This window comes from Agrobacterium sp. El2ro-1b (assembly GCF_048298475.1).
Classification (GTDB): Bacteria; Pseudomonadota; Alphaproteobacteria; order Rhizobiales; family Rhizobiaceae; genus Agrobacterium; species Agrobacterium fabrum.
Map to the genome: position 1 here is coordinate 47,341 of NZ_CP103458.1, position 26,695 is coordinate 74,035.

The 26,695-nt window shown below is 59.3% G+C and carries 24 protein-coding genes, 1 tRNA gene and 1 pseudogene; 17 read left to right on the forward strand and 9 right to left on the reverse strand.

The genetic code is table 11. The features are described from left to right. Positions 1-5 precede the first annotated feature (5 nt). Complete coding sequence (gene dapD, locus NYR50_RS00235; RefSeq protein ID WP_418136412.1) at positions 6-860, reverse strand: 2,3,4,5-tetrahydropyridine-2,6-dicarboxylate N-succinyltransferase; 855 nt, start codon at positions 858-860, stop codon at positions 6-8. A 137-nt stretch (positions 861-997) separates the two neighbouring features. On the opposite strand from dapD, the gene NYR50_RS00240 reads away from it, so the two are divergent. Continuing rightward, positions 998-1,864, forward strand: a complete 867-nt coding sequence (locus NYR50_RS00240; protein WP_418136413.1) for a TIGR00730 family Rossman fold protein — start codon at positions 998-1,000, stop codon at positions 1,862-1,864. 166 nt (positions 1,865-2,030) lie between these two features. Next, on the forward strand, positions 2,031-4,358 hold the full coding sequence (locus NYR50_RS00245) for a methyl-accepting chemotaxis protein (protein WP_174006873.1): 2,328 nt from the start codon (positions 2,031-2,033) through the stop codon (positions 4,356-4,358). A gap of 69 nt (positions 4,359-4,427) precedes the next feature. Here the strand turns inward: NYR50_RS00245 and NYR50_RS00250 are convergent, their stop codons facing one another. Further along, a complete protein-coding gene (locus NYR50_RS00250) occupies positions 4,428-5,372 on the reverse strand; it encodes a nucleoside hydrolase (RefSeq protein WP_010970851.1) in 945 nt (314 codons plus the stop codon). A 205-nt stretch (positions 5,373-5,577) separates the two neighbouring features. On the opposite strand from NYR50_RS00250, the gene NYR50_RS00255 reads away from it, so the two are divergent. Both NYR50_RS00255 and NYR50_RS00260 read left to right on the forward strand, forming a co-directional pair. Continuing rightward, positions 5,578-6,003, forward strand: coding sequence for an Hsp20 family protein (locus NYR50_RS00255; protein WP_174006879.1), 426 nt, complete (start codon positions 5,578-5,580; stop codon positions 6,001-6,003). A gap of 56 nt (positions 6,004-6,059) precedes the next feature. Continuing rightward, positions 6,060-6,317: a DUF1150 family protein gene (locus NYR50_RS00260; RefSeq protein WP_006310223.1), complete on the forward strand. Its 258-nt coding sequence runs from the start codon at positions 6,060-6,062 to the stop codon at positions 6,315-6,317. 42 nt (positions 6,318-6,359) lie between these two features. On the opposite strand, the gene NYR50_RS00265 is transcribed toward NYR50_RS00260, so the two are convergent. After that, positions 6,360-6,956, reverse strand: coding sequence for an EF-hand domain-containing protein (locus tag NYR50_RS00265; protein WP_418136414.1), 597 nt, complete (start codon positions 6,954-6,956; stop codon positions 6,360-6,362). Positions 6,957-7,056: 100 nt separating this feature from the next. After that, positions 7,057-7,770 carry a pyrimidine 5'-nucleotidase gene (locus NYR50_RS00270; protein WP_418136415.1) on the reverse strand — a complete coding sequence of 238 codons (714 nt, stop codon included), beginning with the start codon at positions 7,768-7,770 and terminating at the stop codon, positions 7,057-7,059. 106 nt (positions 7,771-7,876) lie between these two features. Between NYR50_RS00270 and NYR50_RS00275 the strand changes: the two genes are divergently transcribed. Beyond that, positions 7,877-8,794 (forward strand): EamA family transporter, encoded by a 918-nt coding sequence (locus NYR50_RS00275; RefSeq protein WP_418136416.1) that lies wholly within the window; start codon positions 7,877-7,879, stop codon positions 8,792-8,794. A gap of 44 nt (positions 8,795-8,838) precedes the next feature. Here the strand turns inward: NYR50_RS00275 and argB are convergent, their stop codons facing one another. Then, entirely contained in the window at positions 8,839-9,723 is an 885-nt protein-coding gene (gene argB / locus NYR50_RS00280) for an acetylglutamate kinase (protein WP_006310227.1), read from the reverse strand. A gap of 257 nt (positions 9,724-9,980) precedes the next feature. Here argB and NYR50_RS00285 point away from each other — a divergent pair, with 257 nt between their 5' ends. Further along, positions 9,981-10,358: a hypothetical protein gene (locus tag NYR50_RS00285; protein ID WP_418136417.1), complete on the forward strand. Its 378-nt coding sequence runs from the start codon at positions 9,981-9,983 to the stop codon at positions 10,356-10,358. Positions 10,359-10,370: 12 nt separating this feature from the next. Here NYR50_RS00285 and yihA read toward each other — a convergent pair whose 3' ends face one another. Genes yihA through rpmH form a run of 4 tightly spaced genes read right to left on the reverse strand, consistent with a single transcriptional unit; the run spans position 10,371 to position 13,383 of the window. Next, positions 10,371-11,024 (reverse strand): ribosome biogenesis GTP-binding protein YihA/YsxC, encoded by a 654-nt coding sequence (yihA, locus tag NYR50_RS00290; RefSeq protein ID WP_006310229.1) that lies wholly within the window; start codon positions 11,022-11,024, stop codon positions 10,371-10,373. Then, on the reverse strand, positions 11,021-12,826 hold the full coding sequence (gene yidC, locus NYR50_RS00295) for a membrane protein insertase YidC (protein ID WP_418136418.1): 1,806 nt from the start codon (positions 12,824-12,826) through the stop codon (positions 11,021-11,023). Before yidC ends, yihA begins: the two co-directional genes overlap by 4 nt. Continuing rightward, complete coding sequence (gene rnpA / locus NYR50_RS00300; protein ID WP_418137313.1) at positions 12,826-13,209, reverse strand: ribonuclease P protein component; 384 nt, start codon at positions 13,207-13,209, stop codon at positions 12,826-12,828. Before rnpA ends, yidC begins: the two co-directional genes overlap by 1 nt. 36 nt (positions 13,210-13,245) lie before the next feature. Next, the gene (gene rpmH / locus NYR50_RS00305; RefSeq protein WP_010972613.1) at positions 13,246-13,383 is read right to left on the reverse strand and encodes a 50S ribosomal protein L34; all 138 of its coding nucleotides are present in this window, start codon (positions 13,381-13,383) and stop codon (positions 13,246-13,248) included. A 350-nt stretch (positions 13,384-13,733) separates the two neighbouring features. Here rpmH and NYR50_RS00310 point away from each other — a divergent pair, with 350 nt between their 5' ends. The 11 genes and pseudogenes from NYR50_RS00310 (at position 13,734) to NYR50_RS00360 (ending at position 26,581) form a co-directional block, all read left to right on the forward strand. After that, complete coding sequence (locus NYR50_RS00310; protein ID WP_418136419.1) at positions 13,734-15,782, forward strand: methyl-accepting chemotaxis protein; 2,049 nt, start codon at positions 13,734-13,736, stop codon at positions 15,780-15,782. Positions 15,783-16,029: 247 nt separating this feature from the next. Then, entirely contained in the window at positions 16,030-17,448 is a 1,419-nt protein-coding gene (locus NYR50_RS00315) for a sensor histidine kinase (RefSeq protein ID WP_418136420.1), read from the forward strand. A 217-nt stretch (positions 17,449-17,665) separates the two neighbouring features. Continuing rightward, positions 17,666-17,742: transfer RNA gene (locus NYR50_RS00320), tRNA-Arg, on the forward strand. A 124-nt stretch (positions 17,743-17,866) separates the two neighbouring features. Then, a pseudogene (locus tag NYR50_RS00325) lies at positions 17,867-17,974 on the forward strand (SAM-dependent methyltransferase); the annotation flags it as partial. 217 nt (positions 17,975-18,191) lie between these two features. Further along, positions 18,192-19,337: an ABC transporter ATP-binding protein gene (locus NYR50_RS00330; RefSeq protein ID WP_418136421.1), complete on the forward strand. Its 1,146-nt coding sequence runs from the start codon at positions 18,192-18,194 to the stop codon at positions 19,335-19,337. After that, entirely contained in the window at positions 19,334-20,260 is a 927-nt protein-coding gene (locus NYR50_RS00335) for a carbohydrate ABC transporter permease (protein ID WP_418136422.1), read from the forward strand. The genes NYR50_RS00330 and NYR50_RS00335 overlap by 4 nt, the downstream gene beginning before the upstream one ends. Further along, the gene (locus NYR50_RS00340; RefSeq protein WP_006310642.1) at positions 20,260-21,081 is read left to right on the forward strand and encodes a carbohydrate ABC transporter permease; all 822 of its coding nucleotides are present in this window, start codon (positions 20,260-20,262) and stop codon (positions 21,079-21,081) included. Before NYR50_RS00335 ends, NYR50_RS00340 begins: the two co-directional genes overlap by 1 nt. Before the next feature lie 42 nt (positions 21,082-21,123). Continuing rightward, positions 21,124-22,416 carry an ABC transporter substrate-binding protein gene (locus NYR50_RS00345; RefSeq protein WP_080826657.1) on the forward strand — a complete coding sequence of 431 codons (1,293 nt, stop codon included), beginning with the start codon at positions 21,124-21,126 and terminating at the stop codon, positions 22,414-22,416. 65 nt (positions 22,417-22,481) lie between these two features. Beyond that, on the forward strand, positions 22,482-23,282 hold the full coding sequence (locus tag NYR50_RS00350; protein ID WP_418136423.1) for a phosphodiesterase: 801 nt from the start codon (positions 22,482-22,484) through the stop codon (positions 23,280-23,282). Between the two features lie 297 nt (positions 23,283-23,579). Then, complete coding sequence (locus tag NYR50_RS00355) at positions 23,580-25,076, forward strand: acetyl-CoA hydrolase/transferase family protein (RefSeq protein WP_418136424.1); 1,497 nt, start codon at positions 23,580-23,582, stop codon at positions 25,074-25,076. A 182-nt stretch (positions 25,077-25,258) separates the two neighbouring features. Continuing rightward, positions 25,259-26,581, forward strand: a complete 1,323-nt coding sequence (locus NYR50_RS00360) for an alpha/beta hydrolase (protein WP_418136425.1) — start codon at positions 25,259-25,261, stop codon at positions 26,579-26,581. Positions 26,582-26,695 lie beyond the last annotated feature (114 nt).

Genomic DNA, 26,695 nt, shown 5'->3' on the forward strand with positions numbered 1-26,695 from the left:
TTTTATCAGTCGCGCAGAAGCTCGTTGATGCCGGTCTTGGAGCGGGTCTTTTCATCGACGCGCTTGACGATGACGGCGCAATAAAGGCTCGGGCCTGGTTCACCGTTCGGGAAAGGCTTGCCCGGCATGGTGCCGGCAACAACGACGGAATAGGGCGGCACTTCGCCATAGGTGATCTCGCCGGTGGCGCGGTCGACAATCTTGGTCGACTTGCCGATGAAGACGCCCATGCCGAGAACTGCGCCTTCGCGCACGATGCAGCCTTCGACGACTTCCGAACGGGCGCCGATGAAGCAATTATCCTCGATGATCGTCGGGCCGGCCTGCAGCGGCTCCAGAACGCCGCCGATGCCGACACCGCCGGAGAGATGCACGTTCTTGCCGATCTGTGCGCAGGAGCCAACGGTTGCCCAGGTGTCGACCATCGTGCCTTCATCGACATAGGCACCGAGATTGACGAAGGAAGGCATCAGAACGACGTTCTTGGCCACGTAAGCCGAGCGGCGCACGACGGCGTTCGGCACGGCGCGGAAGCCGGCGGCGCGAAACTGGTTTTCACCCCAGTTCTCGAACTTCGATGGCACCTTGTCCCACCAGGTCGATTCACCGGGGCCACCGGTGACGATTTCCATGTCGTTCAGCCGGAAGGATAGAAGCACGGCCTTTTTCAGCCATTGATTCACCTTCCAGTTCCCGTCCGCCTGCTTCTCGGCGACGCGAACCTTGCCGCTGTCGAGAAGTTGAAGAGATGTGTTCACCGCGTCGCGAACCTCGCCCTTCGTCGATACGTTCACACCGTCACGGTTGTCGAAGGCTGTTTCGATGATGGTTTCGAGGGAGGTGAGATCCGTAGGGCTCATGGAAAATTCCTTGAATGTCGCGTGTGGTCTGGTCACGGAAGGTCCCGCGCCGCTGGAAGGCTTTGGCCATTTGATCTAAGGGAGTGTTGGAAAGGCGTCAATGTGATTTGGGTGATTTGGCGCGTCACACGAAAGGCATGGAAATGACACGACTGAAAAATGGCAAATTGCGGCGCAAGGACGGGGCATGGGACCCGTTGAAGCGCAGTGCTGTGGACAAGCAGCAGGCCGAGGTCGTCGTCAAAACGCCGCAGTCGGATTCCCCGTCCTATCGGCTGGCCTATGTGGATACGGACTTTCTCTGCCGTGAGGAATTGCGTCCGATCAGGCTGCAGCTGGAACTTCTGAAGACGGAAATGGCGCTTACCGAGCGCGGGATCAATTCCACCGTCGTGATGTTCGGCGGCGCCCGCATTCCCGAACCGGGCGGAGAGGCCTGGGCGGCTCGCAATGAAACGCAGAAGCGCAATCTCGAGCAATCCTCAGTTTATTACGATGAAGCGCGAAAGTTCGCCCGCCTTTGCACCGACTACGGCGCGAAATCCGATCACCTGGAATATGTCGTGGTCACCGGCGGCGGTCCCGGCGTCATGGAGGCGGGTAACCGAGGCGCCATGGATGCCGGAGGCCCGTCGATCGGCCTCAATATCGTTCTGCCGCACGAGCAGGCGCCCAACCCCTATGTCACGCCGGAACTGAGCTTCAATTTCCACTATTTCGCCATCCGGAAAATGCATTTCCTGATGCGGGCGAAGGCCGTCGTGGTTTTCCCCGGTGGCTTTGGTACGCTGGATGAGCTTTTTGAGGCACTGACGCTGATCCAGACCAAGCGCATGGCACCTATTCCCCTCATTCTTTTTGGTGAAAACTTCTGGCGATCCGTCGTCAACTTCGAGTTCCTGGCGAATTTTGGCACCATCGCTCCCGAGGATATGGATTTGCTGCACTTTGCCGAGACGGCGGATGATGCCTGGAAGATTATCTCCGAATACTACGAGCACTGATTATTCTTGGCGCGGCGAAGTAATATTAGGGCTTAATTAGCAATCATATTCTAATTTTGCGTCGTCGCGCTGCAGCGCACTGTCCCATGCGGACGGGCCTCCATGACGGAGATTGTCATCCGTTGACGTCAGCTCTTTCGGGTTGACAATTTCCATTGGGGCCAAGATGTTCAATTTCAAAGTGAAGTCGCTTGCGACGAAGCTCATCCTCGTGACCGGCTGCGCCATCACCACGGTTCTTATCGCATCGAATTCCTTCCTCATTTCCCAGACCAGTGAACGTGTCCATGCCCTGACCATGGATCAGGCCAATACCGAGGCGCGCGCCATCGCCAACGTCATTGCCGCCGATGTCGGCGAACTCGGCAGCGCGGCGCGCTCAATGGCCGGTGTCATCGGCCGTGCGCATCAGGCTAAGTCGATGGACCGGCCCGGTATCGTCAATATCCTCAAAGCGAATGTCGAGCAGAATACGTTCGCCTTCGGCAGCTGGTTCTGCGAGCAGCTCGGCCTTTTTGACGGCCAGTCGACGGAGATCGCCAACCGGCTCGATCTCGGCACCAACAAAAGCGGTGCTTTTGCCCCTTATTGGTCAAAGACCCAGAAGGGCGACATCCAGTTTTCGACCTTCGACAACGACTATGCGGCCGAATGGTACGCGCTGGCCTCCAAATCCGGCAAGGGAGCCATCACCCAGCCTTACCTCGCCCAGGGCACGGAAGTGCCCACCACCATGACTTCGCTCGCCTATCCCGTCATGTCGGATGGCAAGATGATCGGCGTCGCAGGTGTCGATATTTCGCTCGCCTCGCTCACCCAGAAACTGCAAGCCCTGCATCCTTTTGAAACCGGCCGCGTGACGCTCGTTTCCCAGGGCGGGCAGTGGCTGGTGCCGCCGACACCCGAGCAGAATATGAAGGCTTACGACGGAGAAGGCGCAAGCACCGTTCAGGCTGCCATCACCTCCGGCAAACAGGGCCTCATCGAAAATCTCGGCCTCGACACCGACGCGCCTTATAACCGTCTAGTTTATCCCTTCGCCGTTCCAGGCCTCAACGCGACGTGGGTCGTTCTGGTGGATATCCCCCATCAGGCGTTGAATGCTCCGGTACAGGAGCAGACCTTTATGATGATCATCGGTGCGATCGTCATTCTCGCCGCCGTTATTGCCGCGCTTTATTTTGCGGTTCGCTATTTCGTTCGCAATCCGCTCGCGTCCCTTGTCGCCGATGTCAGGACGCTCAGTGAGGGTCGCTACGATGTGACGGTGTCCGGTCAGGAACGTCAGGACGAAACTGGAGCCGTGGCAACTGCTCTCGAAGGTTTCCGCGCAAAGCTTGCCGGCATCCGCGAGATGGAAGCTGAAGCCGCCGCCCAGCGGGGCCATGCGGAGACGGAACGCCAGCGATCGGAGTTTGAGCGTAGCGAGAACAGCCGCATGCAGCAGCACATTGTCGGCGCGCTTGGTGCCGGCCTCAATGCGCTTTCGCAAGGCAATCTGACCTACCGCATCGAGGATGAATTCCCCGGCGAATACGCAAAGCTGCGCGCTGATTTCAACTCGGCGCTCGAAAGCCTCGAGGAAACGGTGTCCACCGTCAACGCCACCGTCGTCAGCATCGGCAATGGTACCGGCGAGATCACCCGCGCCGCCAGCGATCTCTCGCATCGCACGGAACAGCAGGCTGCAAGCCTGGAGGAAACCGCCGCGGCCCTCAACGAGTTGACCGCACAGGTCAACTCCAGCGCGGAAAACGCCGCAGAGGCGGCCGGTGCCGTCAGCCATGCCTGCGATGACGCCGGCAAGTCAGGCGAGGTCGTGCAGCAGGCCGTGAACTCCATGCAGGGCATCGCGCAATCCTCGGCGGAAATCTCCCGTATCATCGGGGTGATCGACGAGATCGCCTTCCAGACCAATCTGCTGGCGCTGAATGCCGGTGTTGAAGCGGCCCGCGCAGGCGATGCAGGCAAGGGCTTTGCGGTCGTTGCACAGGAAGTGCGTGAACTCGCGCAACGCTCCGCCACTGCCGCCAAGGAAATCAAGGGCCTGATAAACACGTCGGCGACGCAGGTGGGCGAGGGTGTCCAGCTGGTCGGCAAGGCCGGTGAGACGATGAAAAAGATCGCCGATCAGGTTCTGCAGATCAACCAGCTGATACGGCAGATTTCGGCTTCGGCCAGCGAGCAGGCGGTGGGTCTGAAGGAAATCAACTCCGCCGTGACCCAGATGGATCAGGTCACCCAGCAGAATGCGGCGATGGTGGAGGAAACCACGGCGGCCAGCGTGACGCTGAACAGCGAAGCCGAAACCCTGAAATCGCTCGTTGCCGGTTTCGCGGTCTCCGGCGGCCATTCCAGCCAGCAATTGCGCGCGACGGCAGCGACAATGCGCGCCCCCGCCGCTCCGGCCAGGGCGCAGGCTGCGGCTCCTCGCGCCCGTCCGAGAACCAGCGGTGCAAACGCGCTGGCGCAGGATGACTGGACGGAATTCTGATCCACCATTCCCGCTGAAAACAAAAGGGCCGCTGGTTTTCCTAGCGGCCCTTTTTTGTTCCTGTCCGGATCAGAGCCGGGCGAAACGTTCGGTCAGCAATTCGAAGAAGCCGTCGGCATCCACATTGCGCATCACGCGGGCATTGGCGGGACGGTCAGTCACCCGCCACCAGTCAACGACAGTCATGCCCATGGTCAGTTCGGAAATGACCTCGATTTCGACATTGCACTCGCGGCCCTCGAACAGCTCGGGCTTGAGGAGATAGGCAATGACGCTCGGATCATGCAGCGGGCCGCCATCCGAACCGTATTTCTCGATGTCGAAACGCTCGAAGAATTCCAGCATTTCCGCCATGGCGATGGCAGGGCGCGTGCCGATGTCACGAATGCGATTGACGCGCGCCTTGGTGGTCAGCAGCTTGTGGGTGACATCAAGCGGCATCATGACGACAGGCATGCCGGAACGGAAAACGATGTCGGCGGCCTGCGGGTCGACATAGATGTTGAATTCCGCCGCCGGCGTGATGTTGCCGCCTTCGAAGAAGCCGCCGCCCATCATCACCAGTTCCTTGACGCGATCGGCAATTTCCGGCGCCTTGAGGAGAGCCAGCGCAACATTGGTCAGCGCGCCAAGCGTGCAGAGCGTTACGGTGCCAGCGGGTTCCCGCATCAGCGTTTCGATGATGAAATCGACCGCATGCTGCTTTTGCGCCTCCATGGTCGGCTCATCGAGAACCGGGCCGTTAAGGCCGGTGCTGCCGTGAACATGCTCGGCGGTGATGGGCTTGCGCACCAGCGGCTTCTCCGCGCCCTCATAGACGGGAATATCGGTGCGGCCGCACAATTCGCAGATGATGCGGATGTTGCGGCTGGTCAGCTTCAGCGGAACGTTGCCGGCAACGGCGCACAGTCCGAGAATGTCGATTTCCTCAGGGCTTCCAAAGGCGAGCATGATTGCCGCCGCGTCGTCCTGGCCCGGATCGGTGTCGATGATGATTTTTCTGCGTTCTGCCATGTCTTGCCCGCCGTTGAGATGAGCGCTTTTTTCGAGCGACGGGTGCTCACTTGTCAAGCCTCATTCCTCCCTCCTGCCTTTGCCCGCGTTTCGTCTTGCGCATCGTGGTTCGGCTTCCCATATTGCTTGAGCCGGTGCGATTGACCGGCAAGGTTGCCGGAAGCGGGACCGCGAAACGTCGCTTGGTTGCAAGGACAGAAGAGATATGAGCCGCATGACGCCATTCACCCACCCTCTTTTGCTGGGTTTTGATGCCATGGAAAAAACGCTGGAGCGCATGGCGAAGGCCAATGACGGCTACCCTCCCTATAATATCGAGCGTCTGCCTGGCGGCGAGAATGTGCCGGAGCGTCTGCGCATCACCATTGCCGTTGCCGGTTTTTCGCAGGATGATCTGGATGTGACGACCGCCGACAACCAGCTTGTCATTCGCGGCCGCCAGCAGGAACAGGAAAAACGCGATTTTCTCTATCGCGGCATTGCAGCGCGCCAGTTCCAGCGGGTCTTCGTGCTTGCCGATGGTATGCAGGTTCGCGAGGCGCGCTTGCGCAACGGCCTTCTTTCCATCGATCTGGTCCGGCCGGAAATTTCAAACGTGGTAAAGAAAATTAATATTTCCGTCTCAGAGTAGACCATGAACGCCGGAATCGGACATGAATCGCTCGGCGTGAAGAAGGAGGCTGAAATATGCTCTTAAAAGAAGCGCATGCGCGTCTCACCCAGTCCCAGCTCGCCCATATCGGCGAAGGAGAAGTGGGATATATCCGCAAGATCCGTGCAGAAGAAGTAAGCCGCTGTTTCCCGGAAGCACCTGATCTCGATCCGCAGCTGGATCTCTGGGCCCTGTTCGGCGCGGATGGTACGCCTATCCTCCTGACCGACAATCGTTCCAGTACCTTTTTCAAGGCGGCGGAAGACGATCTGAAAACCGTCAGCCTCCATTGAAGGAAAAAGCCCGCCGATTGAGCGGGCTTTATATTTACGGGTTCAGAGGAACGGGCGGTCAGGCATGTCGTCGATGGAGATGACGCCGTCCTTGTTCCGGTCGAGCCGCTCGAACATCTTTTCGCCTGCGGCCGTGAACTCGGCTTTGCTGACCTGACCATTCTCGTCGGTATCGGCTCGGCGGAGCATTCCCAAGCCACCACCCTTGCCGCCGTGTTTGCCCCAGCCCTGATGGCCGGAGCGGCCTTCGCGGTCGCGCTCTGCTCGTTTGCCCTCGGGGCCCTTGGTCTCATCCGCCTTGGCGTCTTCCCGCTCGGGGCGCGGGTTGGCGGCTCTGAAAGCCTCCATCTTCGCCTTGCGATATTCGCGCATTTCCTTCGGCGTGATCGAGCCGTCCTTGTCCTTGTCGATCTCGGTGAAAAGCGCATCCTGGCGGGCGGCGAATTCCTCCTTGGAAATCTTGCCGTCCTTATTGGTATCGGCCACCTTCAAGAGGTGCACGAAAGCCGCTTCCGGCCGGATCGGCATGCGATCCTTGTGACCTTTTCCAGGCGCGGCGAAACTGGCCGTTGCGGCCGTGCTGAGCACAAGGGCTGCGCCAAGAGCAGAGAGGGCGATTTTGCGTGTGGTCATCGTCATTACCTTTCTTTGGTGTCCCTGAAGAAAAGATAGTGACGTCGACCAAGGCACACCACTTAAACATCCGTAAGGTGCATGAAGCTTCGGTAATGTTCGCTGCTCAGCGGACGATGGTTTTCGCCAGGAACCCGGTCAGGTCGTCGGTAATGTAGTCGATATGCTCATCCGTCACATCAGGGATTTCCCAGCGTTCCATGATCACGCCCTCAAGGTTCGAAGGCACGAGCAGCACGGTCTTCATGCCAAGCGCCTTGGGAGCTGTAAGATTGCGCGGCAAATCCTCGAACATGGCGGCTTTTTTTGTATCGAGCTTCGCAAGTGCTGCGAATTTCTCGTAGGTCGCGCTGGCCGGCTTTGGCAGATAATTGGCGGCGACAATATCGAAGATATCCTCGAAATGATCGAGAATGCCGAGCGCACCTGCTGCGGCCTGCGCATGTTTGACACTGCCATTGGTCAGAATGAACTTGCGGCCCGGCAGAGCTTTGATCGCCTCGCCAAGTTCCGGATGCGGTTTCAGTGCCGAATAGTCGATGGCATGGGCACGTTCCAGAAATTCGTCCGGGCTGATGCCATAATTGATCATCAAGCCCTGCAGCGTGGTGCCATGGTCGTGATAATAGCGCTTCTGCAGCACGCGCGCCTCTTCGGGGTCGAGCTTCAGAAGCTCGGCCACATAGGCCGTCATGTTACGGTCGATCTGGGAAAACAGATTGACGTGATGCGGATAGAGCGTGTTGTCGAGATCGAAGACCCATTCGCTGACATGGGCGAAATCGGCGGCGTCGGGCAGGTTTTTAGGCTTTGTGTCCATGGGCTGCTTTATGCCTGTTTCGAACGGCGAAGAAAATCGAAAAGACGACGATTGATCAGAAAATCGGGCTTGGCTGCGGCCTTGCGCGCATGATACCGCCAAGGCTATGGAACTCTGGATAGGCATTACTTTCGCAAGCGCGTTCCTGCAGAACCTGCGCTCGACGTTGCAAAAACACCTCAAGGGCATGATGGGCACGACAGGCGCAACCTTTGTGCGCTTCGTGTTCGGCATGCCCTTCGCGCTTGCCTATCTTGCGTTCCTGCATCTCGGGTTCGGCCGGCCGCTGCCGGTACCGAACATGTCCTTCGCCGTGTGGGCAACCGTCGGAGCCATGGCGCAGATCGCCGCCACTTTCCTGCTGGTGCATCTGTTCTCTTTCCGCAATTTCGCTGTTGGCACGGCCTATTCCCGCACCGAGCCGGCGCAGGCGGCGCTGTTTGCCCTTATCTTCATCGGCGAAAGCATTACTGGCGGCACATTGGTGGCCATTGCGATTTCAGTCGCCGGCGTCATGCTGATTTCCGTGGCGCGCACGCAAGTGACGCCCGCGTCCTTCCTGACCTCGATCTTCAGTCGGACGGCGGGTATTGGCCTTGCCTCGGGTGCATTCTTCGGCCTGTCCTCGGTTGCCTACCGATCAGCATCGCTGGCGCTTGCGCCGAGCCTGCCTGCCCCGGATGCCATGATGCAGGCGGGCTTCACCCTCGTCGTCGTCATCGTCATGCAGACGGTGTCGATGTTCCTCTGGATCATCTGGCGCGAGAGGGAAGAGTTGCCGCGCATCGCCAAGGTCTGGAAACCGTCGCTCGCCGTCGGTTTCGTGGGCGCCACGGCCTCATTCGGCTGGTTCACGGCAATGACCCTGCAGCAGGCCGCGGTGGTGAAGGCGCTGGCGCAGGTGGAGATGCTGTTCGCCTTCGCCTCGACCGTGCTTTTCTTCAAGGAGAAGATCAACCGGCTCGAACTGTCCGGCTGCATGCTGATTGTGGTGGGTGTTCTGTCGCTTCTGGCATTCGGCTGAATGCCAGATATGGCGGACAGGCTTGCCATCCGCCACTGCAATCATCAGGGCACGATGAGCGTGCCCGCGCCTTCTGTGAAGATTTCCAGAAGCACGGAGTGCGGCGTCTTGCCGTTGAGGATCACCACCCCCTGCACACCGGCCTTGATGGCGTCGATGCAGGTCTCGACCTTCGGGATCATGCCGCCGGAAATCGTGCCGTCCTTGATCAGCGCACGCGCCTCAGACACGGTGAGTTCCTTGATGAGTTCCTTGTTCTTGTCGAGAACACCAGGCACGTCAGTGAGGAACAGAAGGCGCGTGGCGTGAAGCGCACCGGCAATGGCGCCGGCGAAGGTATCTGCATTGATGTTGTAGGTGGCGCCGTCACGGCCGGGAGCGACGGGCGCGATGACCGGGATCATCTCCGATTTGGCAAGCAGATCGAGCAGGGTGCGGTCGACTTCCACGACTTCACCGACGAAACCGAGATCGAGAACGCGCTCTATATTGCTGTCGGGATCGATAACGGTCTTTTTCGCCTTTTCGGCGAAGACCATGTTGCCGTCCTTACCACAGAGACCGATGGCCCATTCGCCCGTCTGGTTGATGAGGGCGACGATCTCCTTGTTGATCGAGCCGGCCAGAACCATTTCAACAATTTCGACGGTCTTGGCATCGGTGACGCGCAGGCCGCCTTCGAATTTCGATTCAATGCCCATCTTCGATAGCATCGCACCGATCTGCGGGCCGCCGCCATGGACGACGATGGGGTTGATGCCGGACTGCTTCAACAGGGCGATGTCTTCCGCGAAAGCCTTGCCAAGCGTGGAATCGCCCATGGCGTGACCGCCATATTTCACCACGATTGTCTTGTTTTCGTATTTCTGCATGAAGGGCAAAGCCTGCGCGAGCAGCCGTGCCTGAATTTCGCTTTCGGAAGAAGTCATCGAAAAACCTCGGTCTATGGTGGCGGCCGGAAGAAGCCTGTCATCGCTCTAAAGCATGTTTTCGACGGATGAAATAACCTCCGGGCCTTATTGTGTCAGCGGCGATCAAATTTCTTTTTTTGCTGGGTTCGTCATTGTTATGAGATTGACATAAACGGCCAATGGGAACAGCCTTTGTATGGAAGGGGAGGGGTAATTCGAGCCATTACGCATCATGTTCACGATGCCGGCCCGGAACGCGAGGAGATTGAACCGATATGACGGCACCCGACAAAGACAAGCAGAGCGGTTTACAGGACGAGGTCCTTGCCGGGAAATATGTGCTGGGTGCCCTGCCGCCGGAAAACATGGCGGAACTTGCCAGACGGGTAAAACGTGACCGGCAGTTCGCGGCGATGGTGAAGAGGTGGCGGGAAAATCTTGCTGAAACGGACCATCGGGAAAAAGTAGCCGTCGCCGCGTTGCTTCATCGCAGTCCGATGAGTGGCGGCTTGCCATTCAGAAGTCAGCCGTTCCGTGCCGGCACGATCTTCAGCGTCATGGTAGCGGAAGTCTGGAATTCCGTGCGCTTCTGGCGGCTTCTGGCGTTGACGGCGATGCTCTGGACCGCCGTTCTGCTTTTCACCATCGCCTGACGCGAAAACGCCTTAGAGCGAAACCGTTCTGACGATCTCAGCCCGCAGATCGTCCAGCCCGAAGGATTTTTCCGACGAGGTGGCAAGAACTTCTGGATAGGCAGCGGGACGCTTGCGGATTTTCTCCAGCGTTTCTCCAATCAGCCGGGGAACGCCAACGTCCTTGATCTTGTCCGTCTTCGTCAGCACGACCTGATAGGACACAGCCGCCTTGTCGAGCAGGCTCAGGACCTCTTCGTCGTTTTTCTTGATGCCATGGCGGGAATCGATCAGCACGTAAACGCGCTTCAGCGTCGCGCGGCCACGCAGATAGTCGAAGACGAGTTTCGTCCAGGCATCGACATGGTCCTTGGGCGCCTGCGCATAACCGTAACCCGGCATGTCGACCAGCGCCATCGGCGGCAGGTCGCCCGGCTCGCCGGAATAACCTTCAGGAACGAAATAGTTCAGTTCCTGGGTGCGTCCGGGCGTGTTGGAGGTACGGGCAAGTCCCTTGTGACCCACCAAAGCGTTGATGAGCGAGGACTTGCCGACATTCGAGCGACCGGCAAATGCAATCTCCGGCGGGCCCTCGGGCGGCAGGAATTTCATCGCGGGAACGCCGCGAATGAAAATCCAGGGTCGCCCGAACAGGGGCTTTTCGGTTGCCGTGCCGGTCTCACTCATTTCGATTGCACCGACTTTCGCTTGAACAGCCCTTTTATATTATCGAACAGTTCGATCTTGGCGCCGTGACGCTTCATGATGAGGGCCTGCTGGCTGATGGAGAGCGTGTTGTTCCACGCCCAGTAGATGACCAGACCAGCCGGGAAGGAGGCCAGCATGAAGGTGAAGATCAGCGGCATCCAGGTGAAGATCATCGCCTGTGTTGGATCGGGCGGGGTCGGGTTCATGCGCATCTGCAGGAACATCGTGATACCCATGACGAGCGGCCATACGCCGATCATCAGGAAATGCGGCACGTCGTAGGGCAGGAGGCCAAACAGGTTAAACAGCGAGGTCGGATCGGGCGCGGAAAGGTCGTGAATCCAGCCGAAGAACGGTGCATGCCGCATTTCGATGGTGACATAGATGACCTTGTAGAGCGCGAAGAACACCGGAATCTGCAGCAGCATCGGCCAGCAGCCGGCAACCGGGTTGATCTTCTCTTCCTTGTAGAGCTGCATCATCGCCTGCTGCATGGCCATGCGGTCATCGCCATGCTTGGCTTTCAGCTCTTCCATCTTCGGCTGCACGCGCTTCATGTTCGCCATGGAAGCGTACTGCTTGCTGGCGAGCGGGAAGAAGAGCGCCTTGACGACGATGGTGGTCAGCAGGATGGCCACGCCGAAATTGCCAAAATAACGGAAGAAGAAGTCCATCATTTTGAACATCGGCTTGGTGATGAAGTAGAACCAGCCCCAGTCGATCAACAGGTCGAACTTCGGAATGGAATAGGCGGTCTCGTAACGATCCACCAGCGGCACTTCTTTGGCGCCGGCGAAGACAAGGCTCTTCATCTCGATGGACTGGCCGGCTTCGACCGTCATCGTATCGCTCTTGAAATCGGCCTGATAGCTCGGCTGATTACCGGTGATGTGCGAATAACGGGTTTCGAACGGCGTCGTCTGCGGCGGAACAATGGCCGCGGCCCAATATTTGTCGGTGATGCCGAGCCAGCCGCCGGTCGCCTTGGCAACCGTTACGGGCTCCTCTTCGACGTCCTTGTATTTCTTTTCCGTCAGGCTGCCGTCCGTGCCGGAAACGCCGAGGAACCCCTCATGAATAACAAAGACAGGGGGAATTGCCGGCTTGTTGTTGCGCGTCACGCGGCCATAGGTGGCAAGCGAGATCGGAGCCTGTCCGGGGTTCTCAACCTTGTCGGCGACCGTGATCATATAGTGTTCATCGATCGAAACGGTACGCGAGAAAACGACACCCTTGGAATTGGTGTAGGTCAGGGTGACCGGGGTGGTTTCCGTGAGCTTGTCGCCGCTTGCAAGCGTCCAGACGGTCGTCGGACCGGGAACGCCGCCGACTTCCTGTGCTGCGACGTAACCGAGTTCAGTGAAGTAACCTTCCTTGGTGTCGGAGGGAGAGAACAGCGTGATGATCGGGCTCGAGTCATCGACGGTCTCATGATAATCCTTGAGCCGGATGTCATCGAAGCGGGCGCCCGTCAGGTTGATCGAGCCGGCGATGGCATTGGTGTCAATGGCAACACGCTGGGTCTTGGCGATCGCTTCTTCCCGTGTCGCCGTGGCGGCGGCCTGCGTGGAGGAAGCGGGTGGGGCGCCTTCGACGGTCGTGCCGGATGCTGCACCCGGTGCCGGCTGCTGTTGCTGCGCGGTCGTCTGCTGCTGCGCCTGGCGGGCCTCTTCGGCGCGGCGCTGCTGCTCGATGCGCGGATTCATGTAAAGGAATTGCCAGGCGAGGACGATGACAACCGAAAGGGCTATCGCGATGAAGTAATTACGGTTCTTTTCCATCATTCTTTCCTGGAGCGGGTCTCCTGGGACCGTTTCGGTTTCGCCGTTCCTTCAATGCGCTCGGCAAGGAGAGACTGAAGTTTCGGGAAGGCCGTATCGAGTACGTCCCTGCGGGCGACAATCACATAGTCATGACCGGGCTTCATTGCGACCCCGGCAGAAAGCCTGACGGCTTCCTTGAGACGGCGGCGCATGCGATTTCGCTCGACCGCGTTGCCTTGTCTTTTTGTTACGGTAAAACCGACGCGAGGCTCGGTTTCCGGGGTTTTCCGGTCAAGCACTTCCACAAGGAAGGTGCTTCCCCGCCGTTTTTCCCCCGCCTGAACGGCAAGAAACTCCGACCGGTTTTTAAGCCGGCCGGGTTGTTTTTTAGTCTCGCTCATGTGCCCGCGACTTTCATCGGGCCACAGGCTCGGCAATTAAGCCGACAGACGTGCGCGGCCGCGCGCACGGCGGGCTGCGAGAACCTTGCGGCCGCCGGCAGTAGCCATGCGGGCACGGAAACCATGACGACGCTTGCGAACAAGCTTGGACGGTTGGAAAGTACGCTTAGACATTTATTTAATACCGCGGTGTGCGGCCCTTCTTGAATTTGCAATTATTTGCAACAGCGTTTCGTTTTTTGCACGGCTAACCCCGCCTGGGCGAGCTTTCTATGGCCGAGCGTGCGCGGCTTATAAGGGCATAGGCCGAGCAAAGTCAATTGCCGGAGGGGTTTTAGCACTTCACCTTTTGCGGAAAAGCGCATGAGGTTCGCTTCATCGGCGGGCGGTGCGCGCGCATTTCTATGCGTAACCGATAAAATACGAAATTCTTTCTTAACGCGGCATTGATAAATCTTGTGGCGCGAAAGTTATGCCAGCTTCCCATTTTCATCTTGGCGCTGGTTTTTGTTGGGGGAACGAAATTGAGAATTCGCGGTCGTATCAATCTACTTGTCGGGCTGATGAGCCTTGTGGCCTGTACCATCGGTGGACTGTCCATCTATGCGGTCAGCGAATTCCGGGTCCGCACCGTCGAATATGAAAAAGCCGCGGAGCGCGCCTATAAGGGCGAGGCGCTCAACCGGCTGGTCACCGCGGTCGTGATGGAGGCGCGCGGGGTCTATGCCGCCGCCGATATCGAAAAGGCGGCGCCCTTCGCGGAGGGCATCGTCAAGAACCTCGACGCCATGGAAAAGCTGATCGCCACATGGACCCCTCTCGTTCCGGCGGAACAGAAGGCGACCTTCGATAATCTCTCCAGCCGCTTCAAGGAGTTCAAGACCTTCCGTCTGGAGACAGCGCGCCTTGCCCGTGAAGCCGGCCCGCAGGCGGCCAACCAGCAGGGCAACAACGAGGCGAACCGAGCGAACCGTAAAGCCTATCAGGCAGAAATCGACGCCGTCGTGAAGAACGACATTGCCGAACTTGAGGCCGTCAAGGCCGGCATCGACGGTTTTGTAACGACAACATTCTGGCTGGTCATCACCGTCACCGGCAGCGGCATATTGGCCGGCGCGGCCTTTGGTCTTTATATCGGTGCGCGGCAGCTGAGCGCGCCGATCCGCAGGGTTTCGGAAGTGATGAACGCCGTGGCTGACGGAAATCTGGACGCGGATGTGCCCTATCTCGGCCAGAACGACGAGATCGGTGAAATGGCGGCGGCTGTTGAGGTCTTCAAGAAGAACGGCCGCGAAGTGCGCCGCATGAACGCGCAGGAAACAGCCATGCGCGCCAAGAGCGACGATCTTCAGGCCGGCATGGCTGTTGTCGTCGATGCTGCGGCAGGGGGTGATTTCAGCCGCCGTATCAACAAGGATTATGGCGACGACAACCTCAACCGTTTCGCAACAACGATCAATGCATTGCTCATCGGGGTAGACAACGGCGTCTCCGAGACCAGTCGCGTCATCGAAGGTCTGGCACGCGGCGACCTGACGGAAAAGATGGACGGCGACTTCCGCGGCGTCTTCGCCGAACTCAAGGAGAACGTCAACCAGACGCTGACCAAGCTGCGCGAGACGATGCGTGAAGTGCGCGGCAGCACGGAAGGCATCAGCGGCAACGCCAACGAACTGCGCTCGGCCGCCGACGATCTGTCGAAGCGGACGGAACAGCAGGCAGCCGCACTGGAGGAAACCTCCGCTGCGCTGGACGAAATCACCGCCGTCGTGCGTAATTCCACCGATCGTGCGCAGGAAGCCAGCGCCATGGTTGCCGAAACCAAACAGAAGACGGAAGAATCCGCCAATGTCGTGCGCGATGCCGTCTCCGCCATGGATCGCATCGAGCACGCCTCGCGCGAAATCAGCCAGATCATCAACGTAATCGATGAGATCGCCTTCCAGACCAACCTGCTGGCACTGAATGCCGGCGTGGAAGCGGCGCGTGCAGGCGAGGCCGGCAAGGGCTTTGCGGTCGTCGCCCAGGAAGTGCGCGAACTGGCGCAGCGTTCCGCAACCGCCGCGAAGGACATCAAGGCGCTGATCACCAAATCCGGCGAGGAGGTCGGCCGCGGCGTGTCGCTGGTGCAGAGAACGGGCAGTGCGTTGAGCGAGATCGAGACCCGCGTTCTGGCCATCAACGAGCATATACATTCGATCGCCACGGCCGCCAGGGAGCAGTCCACCGGTTTGCATGAGGTGAATACCGCCATAAACCAGATGGACCAGGTGACGCAGCGCAACGCCGCCATGGTGGAGGAGACCTCGGCCGCGACCCACAAGCTGAGCAGCGAGGCAGACCATCTCGTGACACTGGTGACGCGCTTTAATGTCGGCACCGAGACGGTGCAGCGCAGCCACCGTATCGAGCAGCCTTTGCGGCCAATGACGGCATCCTCCGGGCCGGTTGCTGTCTCCGGCAGGACGTCGGCCGTGTCGTCTCCGGCCCGTAAACTGATGAACAGCGTCAGCCGCGCGCTCAATGCTCAGCCCGCCGCAGCCCCGGCGCATGGCGACTGGCAGGAATTCTAGGCCGCCTGCATTCGCCTCAGACCAACTTACCCCAAGCGCCGCCCCTTTCGGGCGGCGTTCGTTTTTCCGGCACTGAAAACGTTTGTTTTGCAGCGCATTGGAAAAATATCCATTAGGTCCTATTATCGTTGCTGCATATAAACCGAGCCGTTCCACGCAAGCAGCGGCGCGCATACAGGATCATGGCCCGGTGTTTTCTAAAGGCGTAGACAGCTTGGACCGAACGCAAGACGATCCGGTGCATTGCATGCCGGGATTGACCGCCGGTCTTTCCGGGCGGCTGCTGCTGCTGACCGTGATTTTCGTGATGATCGCCGAAGTGCTGATTTTCGTGCCTTCCGTCGCCAATATGCGCCTTTCCTGGCTGCGTGACCGTCTGAACACGGCCGCTGCCGCCGGTGCTGTCATCGATGGCTTGCAGGCCGAACTGCCGCGAAGCGTGCAGAACGACACCCTGATGGCAACCGGGGCGAAGCTAATTGCCCTGCGCAAGGACGGGACCTCGCGCCTGCTCGCTGTGGCGGAAACACCGCCCGGTGTCGACGAGCAATATGATCTCTCCGATGTTTCGCAGGTGGCGGCGGTGCGGGACGCCTTTTCCACCCTGCTGTTCGGCGGCAACCGCGTCATCCGCGTCTTCGATGTGGTAGGAGACAGCGACACGATCATCGAGCTCGTATTGGGCGAAAACAAGCTGCGGGCGGCGATGCTTGCCTATGCCCGTAATGTTTTTCTAATTTCCATCGTGCTGTCGCTGGTCACCGCGGGCCTGATCTTCATCTCCATCAACCGCATCATGATCCGGCCGATACGCCGGCTGACGCTCGGCATGCAGAATTTCTCGGAAGATCCAGGCAATCCCGAGCGGATTTTCGTGCCGGAAGAGGGCACCGACGAACTGTCGGTTGCGGGCCGCCATCTCGCCGACATGCAGACGGAATTGCAGAAAACGCTGCGGCAGCAGAAGAATCTCGTGGATCTCGGCCTTGCCGTGTCGAAGATCAACCATGACATGCGCAATATCCTCTCCTCCGCCCAACTCATGTCGGACCGTCTTGTCGATGCCAAGGACCCGATGGTCAGGAGCTTTGCGCCGAAACTGCTGCGCACCATCGACCGTGCCGTGGCCTATACGGGTGAGGTTCTGGCCTATGGTCAGGCGACGGAGGGGGCGCCAAAACGCAAGATAGTGCCATTGAGCCTGCTGGTGCGGGATGTGCGCGATATTCTGGCGCTCGATCCGGACAGCGGCATCGAGTTTCACGACAGCGTCCCCCCCGACCTGACGGTGGATGCGGATTCCGAACAGCTTTTCCGGGTGATCCACAATCTCTGTCGCAACGCCGTCCAGGCCCTGCAATCCGACGTGGCGAATGCGGCACCAAGGCATCTTTCCATCTCGGCCCAGAGGGCCGGCAGCGTTGTCAGCATCGTCATAGACGACAATGGACCGGGAATGCCGCGCAAGGCCAAGGAGAACCTGTTCTCCGCTTTCAGGGGATCGGCCCGCTCCGGCGGCACCGGCCTCGGGCTGGTCATCGCCCGCGAACTCGTGCTCGCCCATGGCGGCACGATCGCGCTTGTCGAAAAGCCCGGTCCCGGCACGCAGTTCCGTATCGAAATCGCCGATCGCGCCGCCTCCGTACAGGCAGCCAGAACCGCCTGAAAAACTCGCCTGGTTACAGGTTCGGAAAGCCATTATCTCCGGTGGAATCGAGGCCCCATCAGGCCCGCGAAAAACGGCCTGGATGAAATTTACAATATAATCAATGTGATACGCGAATTGCTGCGGAAAAATGACAATTTCGAAACGAAATCGCTTGCATTCGGAATGAGGACGTTTTAGAGGATCGCCACGCCACCGGAAACGACCGGAACGGCACGCACCCGTAGCTCAGCTGGATAGAGCACCAGACTACGAATCTGGGGGTCAGGAGTTCGAATCTCTTCGGGTGCGCCATTTCTTTTCCCTTAAAAGCAGTTACCGAGATGCGCCGCTGATTGTCGTAAGCGCCTGCCGGTATCTTCAAATGCTGCTCTGCCCGCGTTGATGTCGAAGCCTTGCAAGGCCGAATGAAATCAGGAAGCTCGAAGCCGCGACGGATTATGCCGCTGCCGCCATTGAAGCCCGGCATGGTAATGGCGAGGTGGTAGCCAAGATTCAAGCTCATGTGATTCTCGCCGCCATATAGATCGGAGCCGCTGACCCGGTTTTACAGCAGATAGAAGCGTGCTGAGAACATTTGGGAATATCCCCCTAAATATTAGTGGTTTTGGGTGGAGGCCCATACCGTAACGCTTTCCGATTGCCTGCAATTTCCGGGCTTTCGAGTGTCATAGAACTTTCCCCAAACCTTCGTCATATTGTCATACAATATAAGCATATGCGCTCCAGAAAAGGAGCGCAGAATGACGCCACAATCACTTGAACTTTCAGGAATCGGCAAGGGTTTCGGGGCTGACGATGTTCTGAAAGAGATCGATCTTTCCATTCGTCCAGGAGAATTCCTGTCGCTCGTCGGCATGTCGGGCTGCGGCAAGTCCACGCTGCTGCGCATCATTGCGGGGCTGGAATCGCCGGATCGCGGTTCGGTTTCGATCGGCGGACAGGATGTGACGGAGATCGATCCGAGCGATCGCAATCTGGCGATGGTGTTCCAGTCCTACGCGCTTTATCCGCATATGAACGTGCGCCAGAATATTGCGACGCCGCTGCGCATGCGGCGCCTGCCTTTCGCTGCCCGCCTGCCGCTGATCGGACGGTTTGCCGCGCCCGCGGAAACGTTGAAGCAGATCGATGCCGCGGTCGAACAGGCTGCCGAGACGCTGCAGATCGCGCATCTGCTGGATCGCAAGCCGGCGCAGCTTTCCGGTGGCCAGCGCCAGCGTGTGGCGCTTGCCCGGGCGCTGGTGCGCTCACCCGCAGCCTTCCTGATGGATGAGCCGCTTTCCAACCTCGATGCCAAGCTCCGCGCCCATATGCGCGAGGAACTGGCGGGCCTGCACCGCCGGCTCGGCGCGACCTTCATCTATGTCACCCATGACCAGATCGAAGCCATGACCATGTCTGACCGCATTGCGCTGATGTCGGAAGGGCGCATCGAACAGCTCGGTACGCCGGACGAGCTTTACCGCAAACCCGCAACACTGACCGTCGCGCGCTTTATCGGCACGCCATCGATCAACCTGCTGCCGGTCGAAATCGATGCGCAGGGTAAGGTCACGGCCTTTGGACGCGATCTTGGCATCGATGCTGCGGGCCGTGATGCCGGCCCGGCGACGCTCGGCCTTCGTGCCGAGGATCTGCGGCCGGGCGAAGACGGTTTTACCGTCCGTGTGGTGCGCAGCGAAACCCACGGTGCCGACCGTTTCGTGAGCTGCCGCCTGCTGAGCGACGAGACAGTCTCGATGACCCTGCGTCAAGGCGCGGATGAGGTGCTGGGCGCCGATGCAAATGGCATGATGAATCTGGGTTTTGCACCGGAGCGCGCGCATCTTTTCGCGGCCGATGGCCTGCGCCGCAAGGTGACGGTGCGTGAGCGGGTGCCGGCATGACGGCTGTCGATATCTCCACGCCCCTGCGTGCCAAGTCTCGCTTGCGCCTGTCGAAGGCCGACAGGCGGATGATGTGGCGCGGCCTCATGTTTGCGGCGCCCGCAAGCCTGTTGCTTCTGGCCATCTATATCGTTCCGATGTTTGTTCTTGCTGGTTTTTCCGTCACGGATTACCAGCTTGGGGCGCTCTCCACCCGCTTCATTGGCCTCGGCAATTTCGTGAAAGCGTTTCAGGATCCGGTTTTCCTGCGTGCGCTGGCGAACACCGCTCTTTATGCGATCATCGTCATTCCCTTCGGCGTTTTTCTCGCGCTCGGGGTGGCCCTGCTGGTCTATAACCGCAAGCGCAGCCGCGCCTTCTGGGAGGTCGCCTATTTTCTTCCCGTCACCGCAACCCTCGTCGCCATGGCGACCGTGTGGCAGTTCCTGCTGCACCCTTCGCTCGGTCCGGTGAACGCGGCGATCAAATGGCTGGGATTCGAGCCCGTCGCGTTTCTCTCCAACCCGGTGCTCCTTATTCCCACCATGGCGTTGATTGGCATCTGGCAGGTTCTGGGCTTCAACATGGTGCTCTTCCTCGCCGGCCTCACCGCCATCTCGAAGGATCTGCACGAGGCGGCGCGGCTCGACGGCGCCAAGAACCCGGTTGACCGGTTCCTGACAGTGACATGGCCGATGCTCGGACCGACCACCATGTTCGTTGTCGTCACCACCTCCATCTCTGCCTTCAAGGTGTTCGAGACGGTCGCCGTGCTGACCAAGGGCCGCTCCGGTTCGGAAACGCTGCTGTTCGATCTTTATCTCGAAGGTTTCGAATATTCCAACACCGGTTATGCCGCCGCGCTGACGATCATCTTTCTCGTCATCGTGCTGATCCTGTCGATCGGACAGACGCTGCATATGGACCGGAAGGTGCATTACTGATGGCCGTATTCCGCAAATATTTCCCGCATCTCGTCCTTGCGCTCGGCGCTTTCGTGATGCTCCTGCCATTCTATTGGATGGCGCTGACGTCTATCCGCTCGCCGGCGGAAATATTCGATGTCTCGCTCTGGCCCATTCCGCAGAAATTCGACGCGGCCGACAATTATGCCCGGGCGGCAGGCCAGGTGCCGATGGCGCGTTTCATGCTGAACGGCGTCATCGTCTGCGTCGGTATTCTCGTTGTGCAAATCCTCACCTCGGTTCCGGCGGCCTATGCTCTGGCAAAACTCCGCTTCCCGGGACGCAAGCTGCTGTTGGGTCTCGTCATCGCAGCGCTCTGCGTGCCCATCCAGGCGCTGGCGTTGCCGCTCTTCGTCGGTCTGGCCAAGACGCAGCTTCTGAATACCTATTTCGCGATGATGATGCCGTTCTTCTTGTCGGTCTTCGCCATCTTCCTGTTCAACCAGTCCTTCCGCAGCTACCCCGACGAAATCATCGAGGCTGCCCGTATGGACGGTTTCTCGGAAATGGAGATTTGCTGGGGGCTGGTGCTGCGCGGCTCTCTGCCGTCGCTTGCGGCTTTCTCGATCTTTTCGCTCGTTGCCCACTGGAACGATCTCTATTGGCCGATGATCGTCATCTCCGACACCAATCTCGCCCCGCCGCCGCTTGGCATGATGCTTTTCGCGGATGTCGAATCCGGCGCGAATTACGGTGCGCTGATGGCGGGCGCCACACTGATTACCGCGCCGATGGTGCTGTGCTTCCTCCTTGCACGGCGGCACTTCATCGCCGGTATTACCATGACCGGCGTCAAGTGATGCCGTTCAGACTTCCTCCTCCCAACCTTTCTGGAGACTGACATGAAACTCAACCGACGCGCCGTGATGGGCGGTCTGGCTCTTGGCATGGCTTTTGCTGGCCTCGCACAGCCGGTTCTGGCCAACGAAATCACGCTCAACGTTCTTTACAACCTGCCGGGCTTCACGAAATTCCATCAGCCGCTGGCCGATGAATTCATGAAGAAGAACCCTGACGTGAAGATCAACTTCCTCGCTCCGGCCGCTGGTTATAACGAAGGCCAGCAGCAGGTTCTGCGCTCTGCCGTCACGGGTAATCTGCCGGACGTTTATTTCTCGGGCTACAATCTGACGGCGGAACTGGTCCACACGCTTGCACCGCGCAACCAGATCACCGATCTCGGCCCGTTCATTCAGGCTGAAGGCGGTCAGGCCTTCCTCGACAAGAACTACAGCCCCAAGATGGCCGCACTCGGCCAGATCGACGGCAAGCAATACGGCCTGCCGGTCAATGCTTCCTCGCCGATCATCTACATCAACTCCGACCTCGTCACCAAGGCCGGCGGCGATCCGGACAAGATGCCGACGACCTTCCCGGAGCTCATTGCTCTCGCCAAGAAGATCAAGGCTCTCGACCCGAAATTCGCCGGCATGAGCTACGATATCAACGGCTGGCCGGATGACTGGTTGTGGCAGGCGCTCGTCGTTGAACAGGGCGGCAAGCTCGTTGACGAGAAGACCAAGACCGTTGCCTTCGACAATGAGATCGGCCTCAACGCCCTGAAGATGACGCGCCAGTTCGTCACCGAAGGTGGCCAGAACCTGCTCGACTGGGATCAGTCGCGCCAGCAGTTCGGTGCAGGCCTCACCGGCTTCATCTTCTCGACGCCTGCTCACGTTCAGACGATCCAGGGTCTGGTCGGCGACCGCTTCAAGCTGAAGACGGCGACCTTCCCGCTCGACAACAAGGAAAAGGGCGGCGTGCCGACCGGCGGCAACTCCGCTGTGATCCTCACACAGGAAAAAGCCAAGCAGGATGCTGCCTGGAAGTACCTGAAGTGGATCACCGGTCCGGAAGCGCAGAACACCATCGTTCGCATCACCGGCTACCTGCCGACCAACAAGCTGGCAACCGGCCCGGACTTCCTCGCGCCCTATTATGTGGAGAACCCGAATGTGAAGACCGCTTCGCTTCAGGCTGACCGTTCTCTGCCCTGGGCCGGTTATCCGGGTGGCGATTCCGTCCGCATCTGGCGCACCCAGCGCGACATCATCGGCACCGTCATGCGCGGTGAAGTGACGCCGGAAGCCGGTCTCAAGCAGATCGTCGAGCAGACCAATGCCCTGCTGAAATAAGCAGAGCCATAAATGAGGCTGCGGGGAAATCCGTTCCCGCAGCCATCTTGCTTAGGAAAATGACAATGAAGATCATCCAGATCACCGATACCCATCTTCTGCCGCCCGGCATCGCGATAAACGGCGTGGACCCGGAAAAGCAGCTGCGTGCGGCAGTGGCCGATATCGTCGAAAAACACGCTGACGCCGATCTTCTTGTCATGACGGGTGATCTTTGCAATTACGGCGATCCGGAAGCCTATGAGCTGCTGCGCGATATCCTCGCGCCGGTCGCCATGCCCGTGCGGCTGATGCTCGGCAATCACGACCGCCGCTCGGAATTCGTCGCAGCTTTCCCGGAACAGCCGCGCGACGACAATGGCTATATCCAGTCCTTCATCGATACGGATTTCGGCCGCCTGCTGTTTCTCGACAGCCACGAAGCCGATGTCATCGGCGGCATCTATGGCGCGGATCGTCTGGCATGGCTGGAGAGTGCGCTGGAAAGTGCGGGCGATCTGCCGATGACGGTGTTCGTTCATCATCCACCGATGGATTGCGGCATCCGGCATTTCGAACATATCGGCATGCATGATGACGGCGCTGTCATGCGCCGCCTTGCGGCACACCCGGCCGGCATACGCCATATTATTTTTGGCCATATCCATGTGCCGATGGCAGGCACGACGGCGGAGGGCATTGCCTATAGTTCCGGTCAGGCCTGCGCGCATCGTTTCATCACCGATATCGATGTTGTCGATCCACTGTGGACGGGCGGCAATCCTTGCTACCGGGTCATAAGCCTCGGTGCATTCGGTCTGCGCGCCTATGATGCGGAAGTTGGGCAGTCCGTTCTAGGCCGGGCGCCGGTCTGCAAAGGCCCCTGACGCAGCGCGATTTTACGGGCGGCGATGAGGCGCCTCCGCCTTGTTGCTTGTCGGCGATGGAGAGACTTGGCGGAAGTCTTGCGCCGATCGGGAGGCTGCGATTGTCTGAAGACCTCTCAGCGTGTCGCGCCGATGCGCCACTTGCGATGTGTTGAACGGGATTTATGTGCGAAAGCCATGGTTGCGTTCACACCCTTGATCTATGTCAGTTTCATCAATCAAACTGCACGCCATAGTCGCCCGAGAGGTGGCCAACCGAATGCCGTGCCATCGTGATGACAGATCATGGAGAAGTGCATGCTTGAAAAGCGTATCCGCAACGCGTCCCTCTTGAACAGGATCGTCAGCGCCGAAGAGGCCGCCAGTCTCATTCAGGATGGCATGACGGTTGGCATGAGCGGTTTTACGCGCGCCGGTGAAGCCAAGGCCGTGCCGCTGGCGCTGGCCGAGCGCGCCAAGACGAACCCCATGAAAATCACCCTGATGACCGGCGCATCGCTTGGCAATGATCTCGACAAGACCATGGTCGAGGCGGGCATGCTGGCACGCCGCATGCCGTTCCAGTCCGATCCGGCTTTGCGCAGGGCGATCAATGACGGCAGGGTGATGTTCATCGATCAGCATCTGTCCGAAACGGTCGAGCAATTGCGCGGCGGTCAGATCCATGGCGTCGACGTCGCCATTGTCGAGGCGGTGGCAATCACGGCGGAAGGCGGTATCGTTCCCACCACCTCCGTCGGCAATTCCGCAAGCTTCGCCATTCTGGCCGACAAGGTTATCGTCGAGATCAACCTGTCGCAGCTCGAGGTGCTGGAGGGACTGCACGACATCTTCATTCCCGCCAAACGCCCGACCCGTATGCCCATCCCCGTCGTGGCGACGGATAGCCGTGTCGGCCTGCCTTTCATTCCGGTTCCACCGGAAAAGATCGCCGCCATCGTCCTGAGCGACAAGAGCGACAGTTTTTCAACGGTGCTGCCGCCGGATGACGAGACGAAGGCGATTGCCGGCCATCTCACCGAATTCCTGCTGAACGAGGTGCGCCACGGCCGCATGACCCATGAACTCCAGCCGCTTCAGGCGGGCATCGGCACCATCGCCAATGCCGTGATGCACGGGTTCATCGATACGCCGTTTCACGATCTCAAAATGTATTCGGAGGTCCTGCAGGATTCGACCTTCGAACTGTTCGATGCGGGCAAGCTGACCTTCGCCTCCGGTTCGTCAATCACGCTCTCCTCCGCCATGAACGAGCAGGTCATGCCGCGATTGGCCGAGTATAAGAGCAGGTTGATCCTGCGCCCGCAGGAAGTCAGCAACCATCCGGAAGTCATTCGCCGCCTCGGCATCATCGGCATCAACACCGCGTTGGAATTCGATATTTACGGAAACGTCAATTCCACTCATGTCGGTGGCACCCACATGATGAACGGTATCGGCGGTTCGGGTGATTTTGCCCGCAACGCTTACATGTCCATCTTCGTGACGAAATCCATCGCCAAAAGCGGCGCCATTTCCAGCGTCGTGCCCATGGTCAGCCATGTCGACCATACCGAACACGATGTCGATATTCTCGTCACCGAAACGGGCCTCGCCGATCTGCGTGGTCTCGCGCCCCGCGAACGCGCAGCGGTCATCATCGCAAACTGCGTGCATCCCAGCTATCGTGATGCGCTGACGGATTATTACCAGCGGGCGGCGGCGCGGGGCGGGCACACGCCGCATCTCATCGAAGAAGCGCTGTCCTGGCACAATGCGCTTCGGGAAAGAGGCACCATGCTGCCGCAGCGATAGGCGCGTTTTCCGGCGGCCGAGCGTCCTGCCTGTCGCCCGGCAATTGGGTCCGTTCGGACACACCGGGGCGGAAAGTGTCGCTGATCCCAGTTGGTTGCTGGCGCGGCAGTTCCGCCTCCGGTAGAAAATCCTCTCCCCCTGGCCGCTATCCGGCTGCCTTTGGGTTGTAGGAGAGTGATGTGATGCCCATTCGTTTCGTGGCCGTAATCGCCATTGTCGCCCTGCTTGCAGGCTGCGGCGGGCGTCCCATCGGGGTCATGACGCCGACGGGGCAGACGGTGGCGGGCACGACGCCGGTCAACCTTCTCGTCGCCACCACGCGTGCGCCGTCCGAAAATGCCGCCGTGCTTTTCGGCGGCGAGCGCGGAACGGGCCTGAAGGTCGATGCCGTCACGATCTCCATTCCGCCCAAGGCCAATCGCAAAGTCGGTCAGGTTCAATGGCCGAAGAAGCTACCGCCCAACCCGCTGAAAGATTTCACGACGGTTGCCGTAGAGCCCATTCGTTCCGAAGCGGAGACAAAAAGCTGGATCAGCAAGCATATTCAGAAAGATCGCCGCGTGCTGGTCTTCGTGCACGGTTTTAATAACCGTTACGAGGAATCCGTCTATCGCTTTGCCCAGATCGTCTATGATTCCGGCTCGGACGTCGTACCCGTGGTTTTCACCTGGCCGTCGCGAGCCAGTATTTTCGATTATAATTACGACAAGGAAAGCACCAATTACTCGCGCGATGCGCTTGAGGAAATGTTGACCCGCCTCGCACGAGACAAGTCGATCGGTGAGGTCACCGTGATGGCGCATTCCATGGGCACCTGGCTTGCGGTGGAGGCGCTGCGCCAGATGGCGATCCGTAACGGCCGCGTTGATCCAAAGATCGGCAATGTCATTCTGGCTGCCCCGGATCTCGACGTGGATGTGTTCAGCCGGCAGTTCACCAGCCTCGGCAAGACGCCGCCTAAATTCACGCTGTTCGTCTCGCAGGATGACCGCGCGCTCAGCCTGTCGCGCCGCATTTCCGGCAATGTTGATCGGCTGGGCCAGATTGACCCATCCGTCGAGCCCTATCGCAGCCAGCTGGAAAAGGCGGGCATCACGGTTCTCGATCTCACCAAGCTGCAATCCGGTGATCGCCTGAACCACGGCAAATTTGCCGAAAGCCCAGAGGTCGTCCGCCTGATCGGCGACCGCCTCATTGCCGGCCAGACGGTGACGGATTCCGACGTTGGCCTGGGCGAAGCGCTGGGTGCTGTCAGCATCGGTGCTGCGCAAACCGTCGGAACAGCGGCCAGCGTGGTGGTCAGTGCGCCGATTGCGGTGTTTGATCCACGCACGCGGGAAAATTACGGCAGGCAGGTGGAGCGGCTTGGGCGTTCCGTCGAAAACACCGTTGGATCGGTAGGCGATACGGCCGGTTCCGTGGTGGACGATCAGGCGCTTCAGTCGTCAAGGATCAACTGCGATGCTGCCGCCAATCGAAACCGGGCGGAGTGCCGTAACCGCTAAAGCCATGATGCGGCTGAGGGTGGCGGAAACGTCAGGCGTTTTTGTCGTTGCCCTTCCGCAGATTTGTATACAGCTTGTATTTTTATCTGTATGGTCGGGCTAATAACCCAACTT

Bases quoted from the DNA above. Each gene is read 5' to 3' on its own strand.
- NYR50_RS00345 (WP_080826657.1), top strand. From the start codon at position 21,124: ATGAAACTCAACCGACGCGCCGTGATGGGCGGTCTGGCTCTTGGCATG.
- yidC (WP_418136418.1), bottom strand. From the start codon at position 12,826: ATGGAAAAGAACCGTAATTACTTCATCGCGATAGCCCTTTCGGTTGTC.
- NYR50_RS00315 (WP_418136420.1), top strand. From the start codon at position 16,030: ATGCCGGGATTGACCGCCGGTCTTTCCGGGCGGCTGCTGCTGCTGACC.
- NYR50_RS00340 (WP_006310642.1), top strand. From the start codon at position 20,260: ATGGCCGTATTCCGCAAATATTTCCCGCATCTCGTCCTTGCGCTCGGC.
- NYR50_RS00245 (WP_174006873.1), top strand. From the start codon at position 2,031: ATGTTCAATTTCAAAGTGAAGTCGCTTGCGACGAAGCTCATCCTCGTG.
- NYR50_RS00250 (WP_010970851.1), bottom strand. From the start codon at position 5,372: ATGGCAGAACGCAGAAAAATCATCATCGACACCGATCCGGGCCAGGAC.
- dapD (WP_418136412.1), bottom strand. From the start codon at position 860: ATGAGCCCTACGGATCTCACCTCCCTCGAAACCATCATCGAAACAGCC.
- NYR50_RS00270 (WP_418136415.1), bottom strand. From the start codon at position 7,770: ATGGACACAAAGCCTAAAAACCTGCCCGACGCCGCCGATTTCGCCCAT.
- NYR50_RS00360 (WP_418136425.1), top strand. From the start codon at position 25,259: ATGCCCATTCGTTTCGTGGCCGTAATCGCCATTGTCGCCCTGCTTGCA.
- NYR50_RS00350 (WP_418136423.1), top strand. From the start codon at position 22,482: ATGAAGATCATCCAGATCACCGATACCCATCTTCTGCCGCCCGGCATC.
- NYR50_RS00255 (WP_174006879.1), top strand. From the start codon at position 5,578: ATGAGCCGCATGACGCCATTCACCCACCCTCTTTTGCTGGGTTTTGAT.
- yihA (WP_006310229.1), bottom strand. From the start codon at position 11,024: ATGAGTGAGACCGGCACGGCAACCGAAAAGCCCCTGTTCGGGCGACCC.
- rpmH (WP_010972613.1), bottom strand. From the start codon at position 13,383: ATGTCTAAGCGTACTTTCCAACCGTCCAAGCTTGTTCGCAAGCGTCGT.
- NYR50_RS00285 (WP_418136417.1), top strand. From the start codon at position 9,981: ATGACGGCACCCGACAAAGACAAGCAGAGCGGTTTACAGGACGAGGTC.
- NYR50_RS00240 (WP_418136413.1), top strand. From the start codon at position 998: ATGGAAATGACACGACTGAAAAATGGCAAATTGCGGCGCAAGGACGGG.
- rnpA (WP_418137313.1), bottom strand. From the start codon at position 13,209: ATGAGCGAGACTAAAAAACAACCCGGCCGGCTTAAAAACCGGTCGGAG.
- NYR50_RS00330 (WP_418136421.1), top strand. From the start codon at position 18,192: ATGACGCCACAATCACTTGAACTTTCAGGAATCGGCAAGGGTTTCGGG.
- NYR50_RS00355 (WP_418136424.1), top strand. From the start codon at position 23,580: ATGCTTGAAAAGCGTATCCGCAACGCGTCCCTCTTGAACAGGATCGTC.
- NYR50_RS00275 (WP_418136416.1), top strand. From the start codon at position 7,877: ATGGAACTCTGGATAGGCATTACTTTCGCAAGCGCGTTCCTGCAGAAC.
- NYR50_RS00260 (WP_006310223.1), top strand. From the start codon at position 6,060: ATGCTCTTAAAAGAAGCGCATGCGCGTCTCACCCAGTCCCAGCTCGCC.
- argB (WP_006310227.1), bottom strand. From the start codon at position 9,723: ATGACTTCTTCCGAAAGCGAAATTCAGGCACGGCTGCTCGCGCAGGCT.
- NYR50_RS00265 (WP_418136414.1), bottom strand. From the start codon at position 6,956: ATGACGATGACCACACGCAAAATCGCCCTCTCTGCTCTTGGCGCAGCC.
- NYR50_RS00335 (WP_418136422.1), top strand. From the start codon at position 19,334: ATGACGGCTGTCGATATCTCCACGCCCCTGCGTGCCAAGTCTCGCTTG.